This window comes from Hyalangium versicolor (genome assembly GCF_020103695.1).
GTDB classification, from domain to species: domain Bacteria; phylum Myxococcota; class Myxococcia; order Myxococcales; family Myxococcaceae; genus Hyalangium; species Hyalangium versicolor.
In genome coordinates this window covers 126,039-141,620 of the sequence record NZ_JAHXBF010000028.1, presented here as the reverse complement: position 1 = coordinate 141,620, position 15,582 = coordinate 126,039, and the positions used below count along the sequence as shown (strand labels likewise).

Below are 15,582 nucleotides of genomic sequence, written 5' to 3'. Positions count from 1 at the left end.
GCAAGCCTCGCTTCGGGCTCGACTTGTCCACCGCCCTGGGGCCCTTCGACGTCTACGCCGAGGCCGCCTTCAAGAAGGGCTCCGATACGCCCCTGTACCGGCTGCCCGAGGGCAAATCCATCCCAGAACTCATCGCGGAACTCGATCCGCCCCTCGACTCGCTGGACGACCTCAAGCGGCTGGGAGTGGAGAGCTACTACCCCACCGGCTTCACCCCTCAGGTGTCCGGCGGCGCCAACTACACGTTCGCCTACAGCGAGAACGACAGCGCCACCATCGGCGTGGAGTACTTCTACAACTCCACCGGCTACGACACCTCCATCGCCTACCCGTACCTGATTGCCCAGGGCGCCTTTCAGCCCTTCTACCTGGGCGAGCACTATGCGGCCCTCTATGGCGTGCTGGCCGGCCCTGGTTCCTGGGACAAGACGTCCTTCGTGCTATCCACCCTGGGCAACCTGTCCGACAAAACCTTCACCACGCGGCTCGACATCAGCCAACGCGCGCTCTCGTACCTGAGCATCGAGGGCTACGTGGCCGTCAACTACGGCAAGAAGGGCGGCGAGTTCCGCTTCGCCATCGACGCCCCCTCCCTCCAGGGCGCGGGCGGCGAGGCGCTGGTGCCCGCTCCCATGTTCCAGGTGGGCGCAGGCCTTCGCATCAACCTTTGACGCACGCTCGGGGCCTCCTCTCCTGGCTGCCCAGGAGGCCCCGAGTGTCTCGCTCCGGCACAGGGAGGAACATGGACCGCCCTTCCGATGTCATCGTCCTGGGCGCAGGCGTCGCGGGGCTCACTGCCGCGGACAAACTCGCTCGTGCCGGCCTGCGCGTCACCGTCCTCGAAGCACGAGACCGCGTCGGCGGCCGCATCCACACCGTCCGCGATCCATTCTCTGGAACACCCCTGGAACTGGGGGCCGAGTTCCTCCACGGCAAGCCCCCTGCCCTGCTGAAGCTTGCCCGCCGCGCGAAGCTGACCCTTCGCGCATGCAACGACCGCCATGTGCTCTCCTGGCGGGGACGCCTCCGCGACGCAGCCCCGGAGTTCGACTTCCTCGATGAGCTGGCCTCCGCTAAGCCTCCGGACCGGTCCGTGGGCCAATGGTTGCGAGAGCGGGCTCTCGCCGAGCGGTGGCCCGACATCAAGGTCGCCATGGCCCGCTCCTATGTCGAGGGCTTCTATGCCGCCTCCCCCGACATCGCCAGCACGCTGGCCATTGCCCAGATGGAGAACGCCGCGGAGGAGCTGGGTGGCACCACGCCCTCCCGCCTCCTTGAAGGCTATGACCAGGTGCTGAAGCCACTCGCCGACGGGCTCTCAAAGCGCACGGACACCCTCTTCCTCAACGCCGTGGCGGAGGAGATCCGCTGGTCTCAGGGCATGGTCCGCATCCGGGCTCGGACTCGCGAGGGCACGCCGCTGGGGCTCTTCCGCGCACCTCGGGCCATCGTGACGTTGCCCGTGGGCGTCCTCCAGGCTCGCCCTCCCGACCCCGGCGCCGTGCGCTTCATCCCCCACCTCCCCGAGAAGGAGCGCGCCTGGAACCGCCTGGAGATGGGGCCGCTCGTGAAGGTCCTCCTGCGCTTCCGCTCCGAGTTCTGGAAGGCCCGGGAGGACACCCGCCCCTTTGGCTTCTTCCATGCGCCCGACCTTCCCATCATCACCTGGTGGACCCTGGAACCCCACCGCTCCCGGCACCTCGTGGGCTGGGCCGGTGGGCCTGGAGCCCGGGCGCTCTCAGAACTCTCCGAGCAGGAAGTGCTCACCCGGTCGCTGGAGACGCTCTCCCGCATCTTCCGCTTGCGCCTACCCACCCTCCGCGCGGAACTCGAGAGCTGGCGCATCGTCAACTGGCAGCACGAGCCCTTCACCCGGGGCGGCTACTGCGTCATTCCCTCCGGGGCCGTGGAGGACCTGGAGACGCTCGCCACGTCCGTGCAGGGCACCCTCTTCTTCGCCGGCGAGGCCACGAACACCGAGGGCGAAGAGGGCACCGTGCACGGCGCGATGGAGACAGGACTGCGCGCGGCCCGAGAGGTGCTCGAGCACCGGCGCGCTTGAGCCCCACCGCATGAGGCCCTCAGGCACCTTCTCGCCTGAGGAGTCACGCAACGCGGCTCACTTCCTCACGGAGTGTACTGCCCCTTGAGCGAGACCCCCGAGTACGCGCTGTAGCCGCGCAGCATCACGTAGTACCGGCTCGCGGCGGTCGTCGCCGCCAGGTTGCACGTCTCGTTGTTGCCGACGAGGTACGGGCGGCAGTCGTACAACGACGTCGTCGGCGTCCCGCCACGCTTCACGTACAGATCCGCGTCACCCGTGCCGCCGCTCATCGTGAAGGCCACCGGCTTGTTGGCCGGAACCTCCATGTAGAAGTACCGCGATGAGTTCGCGGCCCCAGACAGCCCCGTCACCGCCACACCATTCTGGAGATAAGCCATCTCCACGATGACCTGATCCACGCCCACCGCCGTCCACGCACGCGTCACCGAGTCCACCTCGGCCGAGGTGTACAGCTGCGTCGCCGCGTACTCCGTATACTTCGCCGCCTGCGTAAAGGAGGTAGCGGACGTCATGAAGGCCGTGTTGGCCCTGTAGAAGATGCGGGCCGCCTTCTCCACACCGATGCCTGTCACGTTGAGGGTGGACCGGCCCGTCGGGTGCGTGCCGCCCTGCGCCAGCAGGTAGAAGGCCAGGTTCGGAATGCCCGAGCTGTAGTGCACGTCCACGCCCGAGTAGTAATCCCTGTAGTAGTCCAGCGACGCACCATCCAGCTTCGGGTTGTTCATCCAGCGCAGCGCATCCCCGGTCGTGTTTGGCGTCCACACCTCTTCGGCGATCTTCCACACGTCCGGGTCCGGAAGGACGAACCCGCGCGACCAGCTCTCGCACACCGCGGCGAACACGTCGGAGAGGCTCTCGCTGAGCCCCCCGGACTCTCCCGTATAAGCGAGGTTCGAGGTGCGCTCCGTCACCGCGTGCGTCAGCTCGTGGACGACGACGTCCGGATCCTTGCACGGAGCATCGGACGTCACGCCGTCCCCGTCGGTGCAGACCATGCCGTTGCCGTCCCAATAGGCGTTCACATAGTTCGCGTTGTAGTGGACGGTGGCCTTCAGCGCCGCGCCGGCGTTGTCGAACGAGTCCCGGTTGAAGAGCGTTTTGTAGCAGTCGTAGAAGAGCCCCAGGTTGTCGTAGGTCTTGTCCACCGCCACGTCGCCCGTCGGCAACTGGTCCTCAATGCGCACCACGCCCTGGCCATAGCGGGTGATGATGCGGTTGCGCGCCTCGTGGATGTCCGAGTACCGCTCCACCACCGAGCCATCCAGCGCGTGGATGAAGACGTGCTCCTGTACCGGCCGCGCGTCCTTGTCTCCCGTGACAATGGCCTCGAAGGCCAGCGCGAGCCGCTGATCCTCGCGGGTGCGCACGTAGACGAGGCGCGGAGTTCCCTGGGTGCCCCTCCCACCCGGCGTGCTGGACACCGCGACGGCGGCGGCCGCCTCGGCGGACAGCTTCGCCTGGGCCGAAGCGGGGACGCTCTCACCGTCTCGCGCCGTGCCGTTGGCCGCGTAGATGCGCCCCTCCGCATCCACGTGGAGGATGAGCTCCTGCCCCACCACGGGCAGGCCGTTGCGCATCTGCGCATAGCGAAGGTGTGTGTGGCCCAGTTCATCCCGCATGACCCGCTGCGGAACCAGGTCCGACGCGCTCAACCGGAACACGGGCGCGACGCGGCTCAGCGCGCTGCCCACCTGCGCATGAACCTCCAGGGCCGTGGCCGCTCGCAGGGAGCGATCCACCGTGCCGAGCGGTCCCTGGATCATGAACGGAACGCCATCCTCGTGCGCGCCGACCACCTCCGTCCCCGGCAACGCGGCGAGCGCCACCTGGATGTCCTGCGTGGAGGTGCGGACCAGGCCCTGCGGCTCTGGCTGCTCCCGAGGCTCAGGCCCTGCCCCTCCGCAGGCTGTGAGTGAGACCGTGAGACATGCTGCCAGCAGTCGGGTGCGCATCCGGACTTCCTCTCGAAGGGGGCGGCTCCATGCCGCAACCCGAGAGGAAACCATACAGTCCGGACATTTCTTCAAATCAAGAAATTTTGACTTTCCCTGCTAGGGACTGCCTTCTACAGATCGCCGCCCCGAGCCCCCATGCGCTCGCGCATCCGCTGGTGCATCTCCTGGCGGCGGCTCTCGCGGGCCTCCTTCTCGGCGGTGACGATGGCCTGCGCGGCCTGCCGCTGTGACGCGCTCAGCAGCGCCTCGGCCTCGCTGTAGGCCGCGTCATCGTTGGCCCGGAGCTGATCCATCGTGCCGCGAGCCTGCTCGAAGCGGGCGCGGTGCTCCGCGTCCATGGTGCTGGGATCGGGCCGATTGCCGCCCCGCATGCCGAACCCCCTCTGGCCACCCTGCCCCGTGACGTCCTGCGGAGGCGGCGGCGGACGCAGTTGCTCCAGCGTCTGCTTCAGCGGTGCGTTCTTCTCATCCAGGGCTTGTTGGATGCGCTCCATCCCGGCGACCTGCGCGTCCGTGAGAGCCAGATCCTGGCGGTGCTCGAGCAGCACTTCTACCCAGCTCTTCATGGCGAACGGCGGCGGGTGCGGCGGAGGCGGCATATCTCCCCGGGCCTCCTGGGACTCGGCCATCGACATCAGCGGCAACAGCAAACAGAGGGTCAACACGGTGCGTCGCATGGAGACTGCTCCTCGTTCAGAGACGTTCAGCAAAACCCCGGAAACCTTTCCCTGGGTTCATGCGAAGGGAGACTGCTCCTCGCGTGTGCCGCGACCATGTCCCGCTCATTACGGAGTGTGACTGGCCTGGGCCCCCCTTCGCTGCCCGGCCCGGGGGCAAACAGGCAGGCGAGCGTCCCGGTGCCGTCGCGTCCGGGAGTGAACAGCTTCCCGCCATGAATCCCTGGTTCGCCATCTCTTTCGGTTTGCTGCTCGGGCAGACGCCCGAAGTCGCTCCGGCCGTTCCCACGGACGCGGATGTCCAGGACCCTGCCGCGATCGAGCTGCGGGATGCCTGGGAGCGGGCACTGCTGAACGCGGACGCCACCGACGAGGGACAGGACTCCACGGAGGGGAGCATCCAGATGCCGGTCCTCGAGGTCGGCAGGTCCGACAACGCTCTGCGCACCGTCTCCGTGCCCGCCGATGCCGCGGCGCAGCAAACCGCCGGGCTGAGCACCTCCGGGACCGGCGGGGCCGGCACGGCAGGGAGCTCGGAGGACACCCAGGCCACGCAGTCTGCCTCCTCCAACACGGGCACGAACTCCACCCGGAACACACCGCAAAACCTGGCGCAGTTGCGCAGCCAACTCGAATCGCTCCAGGCCCAGCAAGAGGAGAACGCCGCCAACAACCAGCTCCTCCAGCAGCAGCTCACCGGCATGCAGGAGCGCGCCCAGGAATTGGAGCGCATGCGCCAGGAGCGACTGTCCGAATTGGAGCGATCCCGCTCCTGGCTGGTGGCGGCCGATCAGGCCCTCGCCGTGGGCGAGATGGCCATCGACGATGCGCTGGGCGAGGCGGACTCGGCACTCGCGACGGTGCTCGATAGCGCCACCTCGGCCGGCGTCGGGCAGACCGTCGTCCTCGTCGAGGATGCTCGCAGCTTCATCGCCCAGGCGCTCGAGGCCACCGAGCGCCGGGACACCTATCAGGCCCGCGGGTATCTGATCGAAGCGGACTGGCGGCTGCGAGAGGCGCGCCGGCAGAACCTCGACACGCCCGGCGCCACCGTCGTCACACAGTGAGGGACGGCGTCACCTCAGCGAGCCGTCCCCAGAGCGTTCCCTAGGGAATCGTGGGTTTCTCGCGGAAGATCATCAGTCCGCGGGACGTGTCCGTCGCGTAGACGTAACCGTCTCCCGGCACGGCCACATCCGTCACGCCCTCGAAGAACACGGTGCCCCGGCCCGCATCCGTCTCCCGCCACGTGTTGAAGTAGCTCACCTGACGCGGCTCGTTGGCGTTGGACACGTCCAGCACTCGCAAGCCGTCCTGGTAGTGCGCCACGTACACCTTCGTGCCCGACACCTTCGCCGAGCGGATGGACACCTCCGGGCGCGAGGCCACCTCGGCCACCTGGGTGATGTTGGCCGGAGACGTCACGTCCAGCACCCGCAGGTGCGCGCCCCAGCCCTCGCTCGCCTCGAACGCCAACGTGCGGCTGCCGATGGTGCCCACGCCCGTCTTGCGCGTGGTGGCCCCGGTGTACCCGAAGCGTCCCAGCAGCTTGGGCGTCGCGGGCGTGGACACGTCCGACACCGCCAGCCCGTACGACCAGTGACTCACGTACAACCGGCTGTTGTAGACCACCACTTCGTAGGGCCGGTCTCCCACCACGGGCTGCGTCTGCTCGACAAAGTAGCGCTTGGCCACGGACAGCTCCCGCGGCTTGGTGGCGTCGAAGACGATGATCTCCGCGTTCGGGGAGGGCGAGGCCGCATAGAGCCAGTTCCCGTCGAATGCCAGCGAGCGAACATCCACGGCGCTGTCCACCGGGAAGGAGGTGACAAACACCGGCTCGGCGGGCTTCGTCACGTCGTAGAGCAGCACCCCCTTCTTGGTGCTGGCGATGTACATCGTCTGATCCTTCACCCGGACCTGGTGCCAGGAGTCACTCTCAGGGACCAGCTCCGACACCTTCTTGGGGGCCGCGGGGTTGGAGATGTCGTAGATGTAGACGCCGCTCTCACGCGCCGCCACGTAGGCGTAGCCCCCCGACACGAAGACGTCCTGGGCCATGCCGCGCGGCAGGGCCAGCTCCGAGACGAGCTCCAGCCCCTCGGCCTCGCTCTCGCCGGAGCGGCGCTGGATGCGGGTGGCCTTGAAAGTGCCCGCCAGGTCCAGGGTGCCGTTGGCGCAGCGGCGGAAGCGGCCCTCCACCTGGCTGGGCGAGGCCGCGCTGCAGCCCGCGAACACATATTTGTAGGGCGTGGTGTCCCCGCCCCCCAGCTCGCTGGTCAGCGCGAACACTTCCGGCTCGACGCGCGTGCTCGTGATGGGCAGCCCGGACAGCGTCGGCGTCCCCAGGTATTTGATGACACCGGAGGTCGTCTCTCCGTCATCAAACGTAATATCCATGTTCCAGATGCCCTGGGCTTGAATGGCGCCGAGCCCGGACTTGTCGCAGGCGGACAGGTCGATCTTCTCGAGCTCACAGTCCTGCCGGGCCGAGGCGTTGTCCTTCCCACACCCTGCCGCCACCAGCAGGGCACCCGTCGTCAATGCAAGGAGGCGAATCATAGCCCCCTTCCATACCGGGAGGTACGCCGGGACGAAAGTCCTACCGAGTGGTTGCGCGGTGGATTGGAAGTACAGAGCTGAGCAAAACCCCACGTTAAGCTTGTGCCTGCCCCTCCCGGGAGAGAGCCTCCATACCTACGTACGCACCGTCGCCTGACCCCCAAGGCCCTGAGGTCTTTTTGTGAACCGACGCCCCCTCATTACCGCCGCGCTCCTGGTGCTCCTGCCGGGCGTGGCACTCGCTCAGGTGTTCGTCTATCCGCGCCGCGCGGACCGCAGCGCCGTCAACACCTTCGACTTCGAATGGCGCCACGTGGACATCCTGGTGGGCCCCGCGGCCAAAGGGGAAGCCAAGGGGACCAGCAAGACGGACGCGCAACCGCCCGGAGCTCCCGCGGGCCCCAACCCGAACGTCACCACCCTGGAGCCCGGGGGCACGGGGACGCCGGGCCCTTCTCCCGAACCTCCCCTGGAGACCGAGAAGATCACCTCCACGCCCACGGAGAACGGAGTGGATGTGGCGGGCGCGGGCGGCCTGGATGGCGGAGTGGCGGGCACGGGCAGCCTGGATGGCGGCGGGCCCGTCCCGGACGCCGGGATGATGGCCTTCCTGCCCCCTTCTCCTCCCACGCTGGCGCAGAGCGGAGCGGATGGGGGCACGGGCCCGGACGGAGGCAGCAAGTACGCCCGGACGCTGGGGGATGCCACGGGAGGAGTACGCTTCTACTTCTACGAGCGTGAGCGCCAGGTGGCCGAGCGCGCCGCGCCGCTCATCGAGGACGCGTACCGCTACCTGGTGGACCAGTTCCAGTACGTGCCCACCGAGACGTTCCCCTACATCCTCTACAACAGCTACCAGGAGTTCCTGCAGACGCACGTGTTCGCCGTGTCGGAAGGCACGCTGGGCGTCACCAGCACCGAGGACCTGAAGCTGTCGCTGCCGTACCTGGGAGACCACCGGCTCTTCCAGGAGATCAGCACGCACGAGCTGTCGCACCAGTTCACCATCCAGAAGGTGCGCACCATCGCGGAGACGCGGAAGACGTTCGGCGATCCGCTGCAGGCCATGCCGCTGTGGTTCATCGAAGGTCTGGCCGAGTTCTACGCCAAGCGCGGGCTGGATCCCGAGGCGGAGATGCTGGTGCGGGATCTCATGGTGAACCCGGACCTGGCCAAGGGCTACGCGTTCCTCGACTTCTTCTCCCCGGGGCCGTACGGCTACCTGTGGATCTATAAGGCGGGCCAGGCGCGGGTGACGTTCCTGGAGGAGGAGTACGGCGCGGGCTTCATCCAGCGGGTGCTGAACGAGTCTCCACGGCTCATCTCCGGCGGCAAGGACATGCCGTCCATGAAGTTCGAGGAGCTGCTGGAGAAGCTGACCGGGGATGATCCGAAGAAGATCTCCGCGCGCTTCGAGAACTGGCTGAAGCGGCGCACCTTCAAGGACTACCTGAGCTCCGAGCAGGCCGCGCCGGCCTTGGAGCTCATGGAGGAGCGCGAGGGCATCACCACCGCGATGAACAGTTCTCCGGACGGGAGGGTGATTGCCTACCGCACCATCATCCCCGACACCGCCGAGAGCCGGCTGTACCTGGTGGATCCGAAGGCGCCACACAGCTCGGTGAAGGTGGCCAACGACGGAGTGCCCGGCGCCGAGTCCCTGCACCCCATCTTCGGGCGCAACTTCGCGCTGGCGAAGGATCAGCTCGCTTACGTGGCGGAGGTGAACGGGCGGGACGTCATCTACGTGCAGCACTACACGTACAGCGCCGAGCAGAAAACGAGCGACGAGTTGGTGCGCCGCAACGCGATGCGCACCGGCTTCCAGCGGCAGACGAGCTTCTCGGTGGACCTGAAGGTGGGAGACAAGGTGGCGTACCGGGTGGGGCAGCATGGACTGCTGGGCGTGCCCTCGGTGGCCTTCTCACCGGATGGCAAGTCACTGGCGTTCATCGGCATCAACGATGCCGGCATCCGGGATGTGTACGTGCTGGCGCTGGAACATGGAGAGGACGAGAAGCCGCGCAAGCTCACCGATGACATGTACGCAGAGCGGCAGATCTCCTGGGGCCCGAGCGGCATCATCTACACGTCGGATGCTACGTCGCACCGCTTCTACAACCTGTTCCGTGTGAAGCCGGACGCCCCCGCGCAGCCCGAGCGGCTCACCACCCAGGACCGCGACGAGGCGGATCCGGTGGCGCTCGCGGACGGCCGTATCTTCTTCGTGGCGTGGCGCAACAGCAGCTCGGACCTGCATGAGCTGATGCCGGATGGCTCCATCATCCGACGCACGGATGTGACCACGGGTGTCTTCGAGCCGGGCGCGGGCCCCGAGGGCAGCCTGTGGGTGCTGTTTCACCAGTCCGGCGAGCGTCGGCCCGCGCTGCTCAAGCCGCTGAAGATGCTGAGCCTGCCTACGGATCCCTCTCCGCCCGCTGGGCCTCCGGCTCCGCTGGCATTCATGCCGCTGACGGGCGCCGAGCCGTACCATGCGTTCGCGCGGCAGAACATCGAGTTTGGCCCCATCATGGGCTTCGCCGGCGCGGGCAGCGGCGGCTTCTTCGGCCAGGTCTTCGCCATGGCGAGTGACCGGATGAAGAACCACGCCACGCTGCTGAGCCTGGCGATCTATGGCTCGCTCAAGCTGACTGATGGTGTGTTGCTCTACATCAACCAGGAGAAGCGCACGACGTGGGGCACGGGCTTCTTCCAGTCGCTGCGGTTCCGGCTGGACGAGACGTACGCGGATCAGGGCGTCTCGTTCTTCTCGGGAGAGCGCTACTACGGCGCCATGGCCAACGTGCGCTACCCGCTGAGCACCTTCCTCTACGTGCAAGGCGAGCTGACCGCGGGCGGGGCGTCGTACTTCCTCGACTCGTACACGGCCTTCCGGTTGAACAACCCCTCGTTCAACCCGGCGTTCGAGGACCTGTACACACCGTGGATCGGAGCCAATGACCATGCGCGCTTCCAGACGGAGCTGACGGGACAGATTGGCTACAACACGATCCGCTACCACTACGCGACGGGCCCGCTGTCGGGCAGCTCGGCGTTGCTGGAGGCCACGGTGGGCGCGCAGCCCTTCAACGAGCAGGCGTATAGCAACCTGCGGTTGGATCTGGAGCGCTACTTCCCCATCTATGGGCGCAGCAACATCTTCATCCGGGCCGCGGGCGGCACCACGTTCGGTGGGCGGTATGCGCGCTCGTACTTCCTGTCGAGCTTCGACACGCTGCGAGGCGTGAACTTCGGAGACGAGGACTGGCTGCTGGGCCGGCACTTCGCCTACTCGACGACGGAATTGCAGGTGCCGCTCAACGACATCATCCGGGTGGCCTTCCTGAGCGATCTGGAGGCCATTGCCGGCGTGGACGTGGGCGGCGTGGGGAACTCGGGCCGGCGCATGTGGGATCGGCGCACGTTGGACTTCGCGCTCGGCTTCAACCTGTCGCTGGGGCCCTTGCTGATGCGCCTGCACTTCGCGCGGCCGGTGGACATCGGCGCCGAGGCCGGCAAGCCGGATCCGGGCTGGGTGACGAACTTCTCGATCGGCATCGCCGGCCTCAACGGCTTCTTCGATCGGAAGGGCGAGGGCGATGCGAGACCGCCTCCCGGGCTCCCGGCCGGTCCGTACATCGGACGCACGGGGATGCCTGGGATGTAGGCCGGGAGTTCCCCTTCGTCGTCCAGCTCAAGCTGTAACCGGGCTCAAGACTGCGCGGCCACCAGTGCCGCGTTGGCTCGGGCCAGCGGGCCGCCATCGGCCTTGGGAATGCGCTCGAAGTCGCCTCGCAGCGCCTTGAGCGCGAACTTCTCCAGATCGATCTCCTTGCGCGTGCGCACCCCTCCCACGGCGCGCACCAGCTCGGCCAGCGGCCCGAAGCCCACCAGTCCGTGCTGGAGCATCAGCCCCGCCGCCACTCCTCCGAGGATCCGCCAGCGGCCTCCATCCCGCCTCGCCAGCCACAACCCCATCAGCGCCAGCGCGGAGCCCACCACCGTCACCCCCCGGTTGAGGTCCCACTCCCGCTCCAGCTTCTCCAGATAGCGGCTGATCTCCCCCCGCTCCTGCTCGGCCATGTGGCGCACGCAGCGCTCCACCCGCTCGTCGATACGCTTGTTCACACCATCCGGCGCGTGCTGGCGCACTTCATCGGTCGACGTCTGGTTCCAGGACTCCATAGAACGGCTCCCTCCCTGTCGCAGGCAGCTCCTTCTTTCAAAGGTAGGGGTGGGATCGGGCCTCTTGCTGCTCCCTGTCAGCCCCACCGCTCCCCCTGCCGAAGAGCAGGCAAGCAGGCAGCACAGCCCGGAGGGAAAATCGTTTCGTACCCACCCCACCTTCTTCGCCTCCCATGGTGCGAGAAGGCTCACATCGGAAGGCCAGCCCGAGTCCGCAGGCCAACACCGTTCCTATTCCTTGCCTCGAAACAGCCCCGGCGCCCCCGCCAGGCCGGGCACAGGCCTTGCTGAACGGTCGAGCGATGAGACTCTCGCGACTCCTTCTCTCGACCGCCGTGACATTGCTGTTCGCCTGCCAGGCCTCTGTGCCGCCGCTCACCGGGGACCCTCCCATCCAAAACGAGGATCCGCCTGCCATCGATCCACCGGTGAAGGAGCCACCCTCGACCCCGCCCGTGGTGACGCCTCCCGCCGAGACACCGGAGACGCCACCTTCCGAGCCTCCCTCCACGCCCGAGGCGCAGCGGCCCTTCGTGCTGCCACCGGTGCAGACGTCCCTGCAGACCTATGAGCTGGTCATGCCGGACGCGGTGCTCCAGCAGTTCCTCACCGACTGGAACACTCCGGAGCAGGACGCCGTCTTCAAGGCCAACGGCATCAGCTACAACGTGAAGATCCGCCTGCGAGGCGCCTCAGCGCGCACCTTCCCCAAGAAGAGTTGGAACGTGAGCTTCGCCAAGGGCGTCCGCTTCGAGGGCCGCACCTCGCTCAACCTCGTCGCCGAGTACGCCGACGCCACGCTGCTGGCGGAGAAGATCGCCTATGACGTGCTGGCCGCCATGCGCGTACCGGCCCCGAATACGAAGTTCGTCCGCGTCCTGGTCAACGGCGTGTACCAGGGGCCGTTCCTCGATATCGAACAGGTAGGCAAGCCGTTCCTGGAGGCCCATGGCTTCGCGGACGATGACGGCTCCATCTATCGCTGCGGCTGGAAGGACAGCGAGTTCAAGACGTGGAAGGTCCCCTACCAGGGCAACTGGGTGAAGAAGACCAACGAGGACAAGCCGAGCACCGAACTCACCGAGGTCCTCGACATCATCAACCACACCCCCGAGCCTCAGTTGCCGGCCACGCTTGCCCAGCATCTGGAGCTGGAGTGGCTGCTGCGCTCCATGGTCATGGATGCACTGATGTCCAACGACTACGTGGAGGACTCGGAGAGCTACTTCATCCACGACAAGGTGACGCAGCGCTGGACGTACGTGCCTTGGGATCTCAACAACGTGGATGCGCGCTGGTGGTACCCGATCCCCGCCGATCAGGCCTGGCCCACCATCCGCCACCCGCTCTTCCCATTCACCCTCACCGATGCATGGACACAGAAGATGTACGACCGGCGCAAGGTCGAGACGGGTTCGTATCCGGGCTATCTGCCGGTGTTCTCCAACCTGGGCACCCGCGTGGTGCTGAACCCGGAGCTACGGGCGCGGCTGGTCGCCTATCTGAACAAGGCCCTGGACGAGTTCTTCAAGCCGGAGGTGATGAACCCGTACATCGACGCGCTGCATGCGGTGGTGGAGCCGGCCATGCGCGACGACACCCTGTACATGGACTACGAGAAGTTCCTCGTGGGCCGCACCTTCATGCGCGACTACGTCTCCCAGCGCCGCCAGTTCATCCTCACGGAGTTGAACCGGCTCGCGGCGCAGAAGCCGACGCTCACCATCGACGAGTTCGACCCTCGCGCGGGCTTCGTCGTCCTGGCCAACCGGAGCACCCAGCCCGTGTCGCTGGGAGGCAAGACGCTGACCACGAACCTGCGTGTGAGCCTGCGAGAGCTGGTGAGCACAACCGTGGCCACGGTGCTCCCGGACGTGACGCTAGCGCCGGGAGAGACGCGGCGGTTCACCGCCTCGGAGCTGGGGCTGACATTCCCACAGAAGGGCGAGATTGGCGTGTTCGACGGAGTGTCCGTAGTGGGCTACTTCGATGTGCTCTTCTACGGCGCCCTGCCGGACGGCCAGCGCTACGTACAGGGCTCCCAGGGCTGGGAGGCGAAGTGAAGGACTCCCCCCCGGACGGCGGCCATGAACCGGACTGGTATGCCTGGCATACCAGTTGACTCAGAGTGCGCCCGGAGGGGCCTCCCTCGTGCTCGAGGGTGGGCCCCCCACCGGGACGCAACAAGTAGGCTCCCGTGGGGTGGCTTTCCCCTTCTGGGACTGACCTGAAGGGGATTAGGCTATCGGCCGCATGGCGATCGAGAAGGCACTGCTGCTCATCGCGGATATCGGCGGGTACACCCGCTTCATGAAGCAGCACCGCTTCAGCCTCGCGCACGCGCAGGACACGGTCGCTCAGCTGCTCGAGGCCGTCATCGACGCGGCGGGCCGCTTCAAGCTCGCCAAGCTCGAGGGGGACGCCGCCTTCTTCTACGCCAAGGGGGATGACTTCACGGCCTTCGCCCGCCAGGTGGCGGACATCCGCCGCGCCTTCCTGGCCCGACGCCAGCAGCTCGCGGTCGATCGCATGTGCAAGTGCGATGGGTGCATGCAGGTCGGCGCGCTGACGCTCAAGTTCGTCACCCACGCGGGCGAGGTCGCCTTCCAACGCGTGAAGCACCTCACCGAGCTGGCCGGCGTGGACGTCATCCTCGTGCACCGGATGCTGAAGAACGATGTGCCCGTGCGCGAGTACGTGCTGATGACCGACCCGGTGCAGCAGCGGCTCGATCCGGAGCTGCTCCGCTTCACCCACACCCTCGAGCACGAATTCGAGGGCATGGGCCGCACAGCGACGCACTACATCGATCTGAACGCGATTGCCGCGGAGATGCCCGCGGCGCTGGCTCCGAACGTGCTCCGGCAGCTGTGGGGCAAGCTGAAGCTGGAGTTCCGCTCGCTGCCGTTCGTGCTCGGTATCAAGGAGCCCTGCGAGAACTTCCGGAACGTCGAGATCGTCGACGCACCGGGCCCGTGAGGGGCGGTCAGCTCCAGGGGCGCAGGATCAGCACGTAGATGGGGAGCGCGGCCTCCAGCGCGTAGGTCAGCAGCGCCCCAGGGATCTGGATGGCGGACTTCCCCTGGATGTAGCCTACGCCGTGGAGCAACCGCGCCACCACCAGCGCCCCACCGAAGAGGTGGAGCACCGTCGAGTTCCCGCCGCAGAGCTCCGCCACCAGCAGCAGGATGATGAGGATCGGCACGTGCTCCACGATGTTGCCGTGTGCGCGAATGGCCCCCTGGAGCTCGGCGTGGCCTCCGTCTCCACGAAAGACGTTGTACTTGCCGCGCAGGCGGCTGACGTTGAGCCCCAGCGCCAGGGTCAAGAGCGCACTGATCGCTCCATAGAGCGCGGTCACCGGTACCGCCATCAACGACGTGCCCAGAATCGGGTTGGCCACGAGAGTCTCCCTCATTTCACAAGCCGTGAGAGCCCGACCATAGACGTGTCCCGTGGCAAGGGCACCGTTTTGGATGATCCCCCGTACCTTGACAGGCTGGATCCCGGAGCCTGAGCATTCCAGATACCTATGTCAGCGACCTCCCAGAGCGAGCCGGTGATCTTCAGTCAGATGTTCGAGGCGCTGGTCATGCATGCCATGCGGGGTAAGCTCGACCCGGAGGCCCTGCGGCGCGTGGAGGCCGCCGGGGTCGATCTCAGCCAGCCCCTGCTCGTCGCCTACCCGCTGACGGTCTGGTACGACACCGTGTGGGCGTGCGCGCAGGTGCTCTACCCGGCTCTTCCGCGCACCGAGGCGATGTATGCCACGGGGCGCAAGGTGGCCGACGGCTACAGTCACACGACGATGGGCAAGGCGCTGTTCTCGGGCCTGCGCAAGCTGGGGTGGCAGCGTGCCTTGGGGCAGATGGCGCGCTCGCTGCGCACGGGCGGCAACTTCCTGTCCTCCCACGCCAACGAGCTGCCGAATGGAGACCTCGAGATCACCCTCGAGATCCTCCCCGAATTCATCCCGGCGCTGGGCTCGCACCCGGGCATCGATTCGAGCTTCATGCGCGGCTTCCTGGATGCATCGGCGGAGCACATCCGAGGTGCGGACTCTCCCCGGTTCTCGCTCACGGCGACCGATCCCCTGGCCCGGCGCGCCACGTTCCTCCTGAAGGAGAAGGCCTGAAGC

The 15,582-nt window shown here is 67.0% G+C and carries 11 protein-coding genes and 1 pseudogene; 7 read left to right on the top strand and 5 right to left on the bottom strand.

The features are described 5' to 3' along the window. Positions 1-671 (top strand): annotated as a pseudogene (locus tag KY501_RS42590) (hypothetical protein); the annotation flags it as partial. A gap of 71 nt (positions 672-742) precedes the next feature. Further along, positions 743-2,062, top strand: a complete 1,320-nt coding sequence (locus KY501_RS42585) for a flavin monoamine oxidase family protein (protein WP_224369911.1) — start codon at positions 743-745, stop codon at positions 2,060-2,062. Positions 2,063-2,127: 65 nt separating this feature from the next. On the opposite strand, the gene KY501_RS42580 is transcribed toward KY501_RS42585, so the two are convergent. Both KY501_RS42580 and KY501_RS42575 read right to left on the bottom strand, forming a co-directional pair. After that, positions 2,128-4,017 carry a M4 family metallopeptidase gene (locus tag KY501_RS42580; protein ID WP_224369909.1) on the bottom strand — a complete coding sequence of 630 codons (1,890 nt, stop codon included), beginning with the start codon at positions 4,015-4,017 and terminating at the stop codon, positions 2,128-2,130. Positions 4,018-4,130: 113 nt separating this feature from the next. After that, positions 4,131-4,697: a hypothetical protein gene (locus tag KY501_RS42575; protein ID WP_224369906.1), complete on the bottom strand. Its 567-nt coding sequence runs from the start codon at positions 4,695-4,697 to the stop codon at positions 4,131-4,133. A 215-nt stretch (positions 4,698-4,912) separates the two neighbouring features. Here KY501_RS42575 and KY501_RS42570 point away from each other — a divergent pair, with 215 nt between their 5' ends. Next, positions 4,913-5,764, top strand: a complete 852-nt coding sequence (locus KY501_RS42570) for a DNA repair protein RecN (protein ID WP_224369903.1) — start codon at positions 4,913-4,915, stop codon at positions 5,762-5,764. Positions 5,765-5,804: 40 nt separating this feature from the next. Here KY501_RS42570 and KY501_RS42565 read toward each other — a convergent pair whose 3' ends face one another. Further along, positions 5,805-7,259, bottom strand: a complete 1,455-nt coding sequence (locus tag KY501_RS42565; protein WP_224369901.1) for an LVIVD repeat-containing protein — start codon at positions 7,257-7,259, stop codon at positions 5,805-5,807. Between the two features lie 181 nt (positions 7,260-7,440). Here KY501_RS42565 and KY501_RS42560 point away from each other — a divergent pair, with 181 nt between their 5' ends. Continuing rightward, positions 7,441-10,926, top strand: coding sequence for a tolB protein precursor protein (locus KY501_RS42560; RefSeq protein ID WP_224369900.1), 3,486 nt, complete (start codon positions 7,441-7,443; stop codon positions 10,924-10,926). A gap of 44 nt (positions 10,927-10,970) precedes the next feature. On the opposite strand, the gene KY501_RS42555 is transcribed toward KY501_RS42560, so the two are convergent. Beyond that, positions 10,971-11,444 (bottom strand): hypothetical protein, encoded by a 474-nt coding sequence (locus KY501_RS42555; RefSeq protein WP_224369898.1) that lies wholly within the window; start codon positions 11,442-11,444, stop codon positions 10,971-10,973. 302 nt (positions 11,445-11,746) lie between these two features. Between KY501_RS42555 and KY501_RS42550 the strand changes: the two genes are divergently transcribed. Beyond that, on the top strand, positions 11,747-13,507 hold the full coding sequence (locus KY501_RS42550) for a CotH kinase family protein (protein ID WP_224369896.1): 1,761 nt from the start codon (positions 11,747-11,749) through the stop codon (positions 13,505-13,507). A 190-nt stretch (positions 13,508-13,697) separates the two neighbouring features. Further along, positions 13,698-14,423 (top strand): DUF2652 domain-containing protein, encoded by a 726-nt coding sequence (locus tag KY501_RS42545; RefSeq protein ID WP_224369894.1) that lies wholly within the window; start codon positions 13,698-13,700, stop codon positions 14,421-14,423. Between the two features lie 7 nt (positions 14,424-14,430). Here the strand turns inward: KY501_RS42545 and KY501_RS42540 are convergent, their stop codons facing one another. Further along, positions 14,431-14,847, bottom strand: coding sequence for an MAPEG family protein (locus tag KY501_RS42540; RefSeq protein WP_224369891.1), 417 nt, complete (start codon positions 14,845-14,847; stop codon positions 14,431-14,433). 129 nt (positions 14,848-14,976) lie between these two features. Between KY501_RS42540 and KY501_RS42535 the strand changes: the two genes are divergently transcribed. Next, positions 14,977-15,579, top strand: coding sequence for a DUF2378 family protein (locus tag KY501_RS42535; RefSeq protein WP_224369889.1), 603 nt, complete (start codon positions 14,977-14,979; stop codon positions 15,577-15,579). The last annotated feature ends 3 nt before the right edge of the window (positions 15,580-15,582 follow it).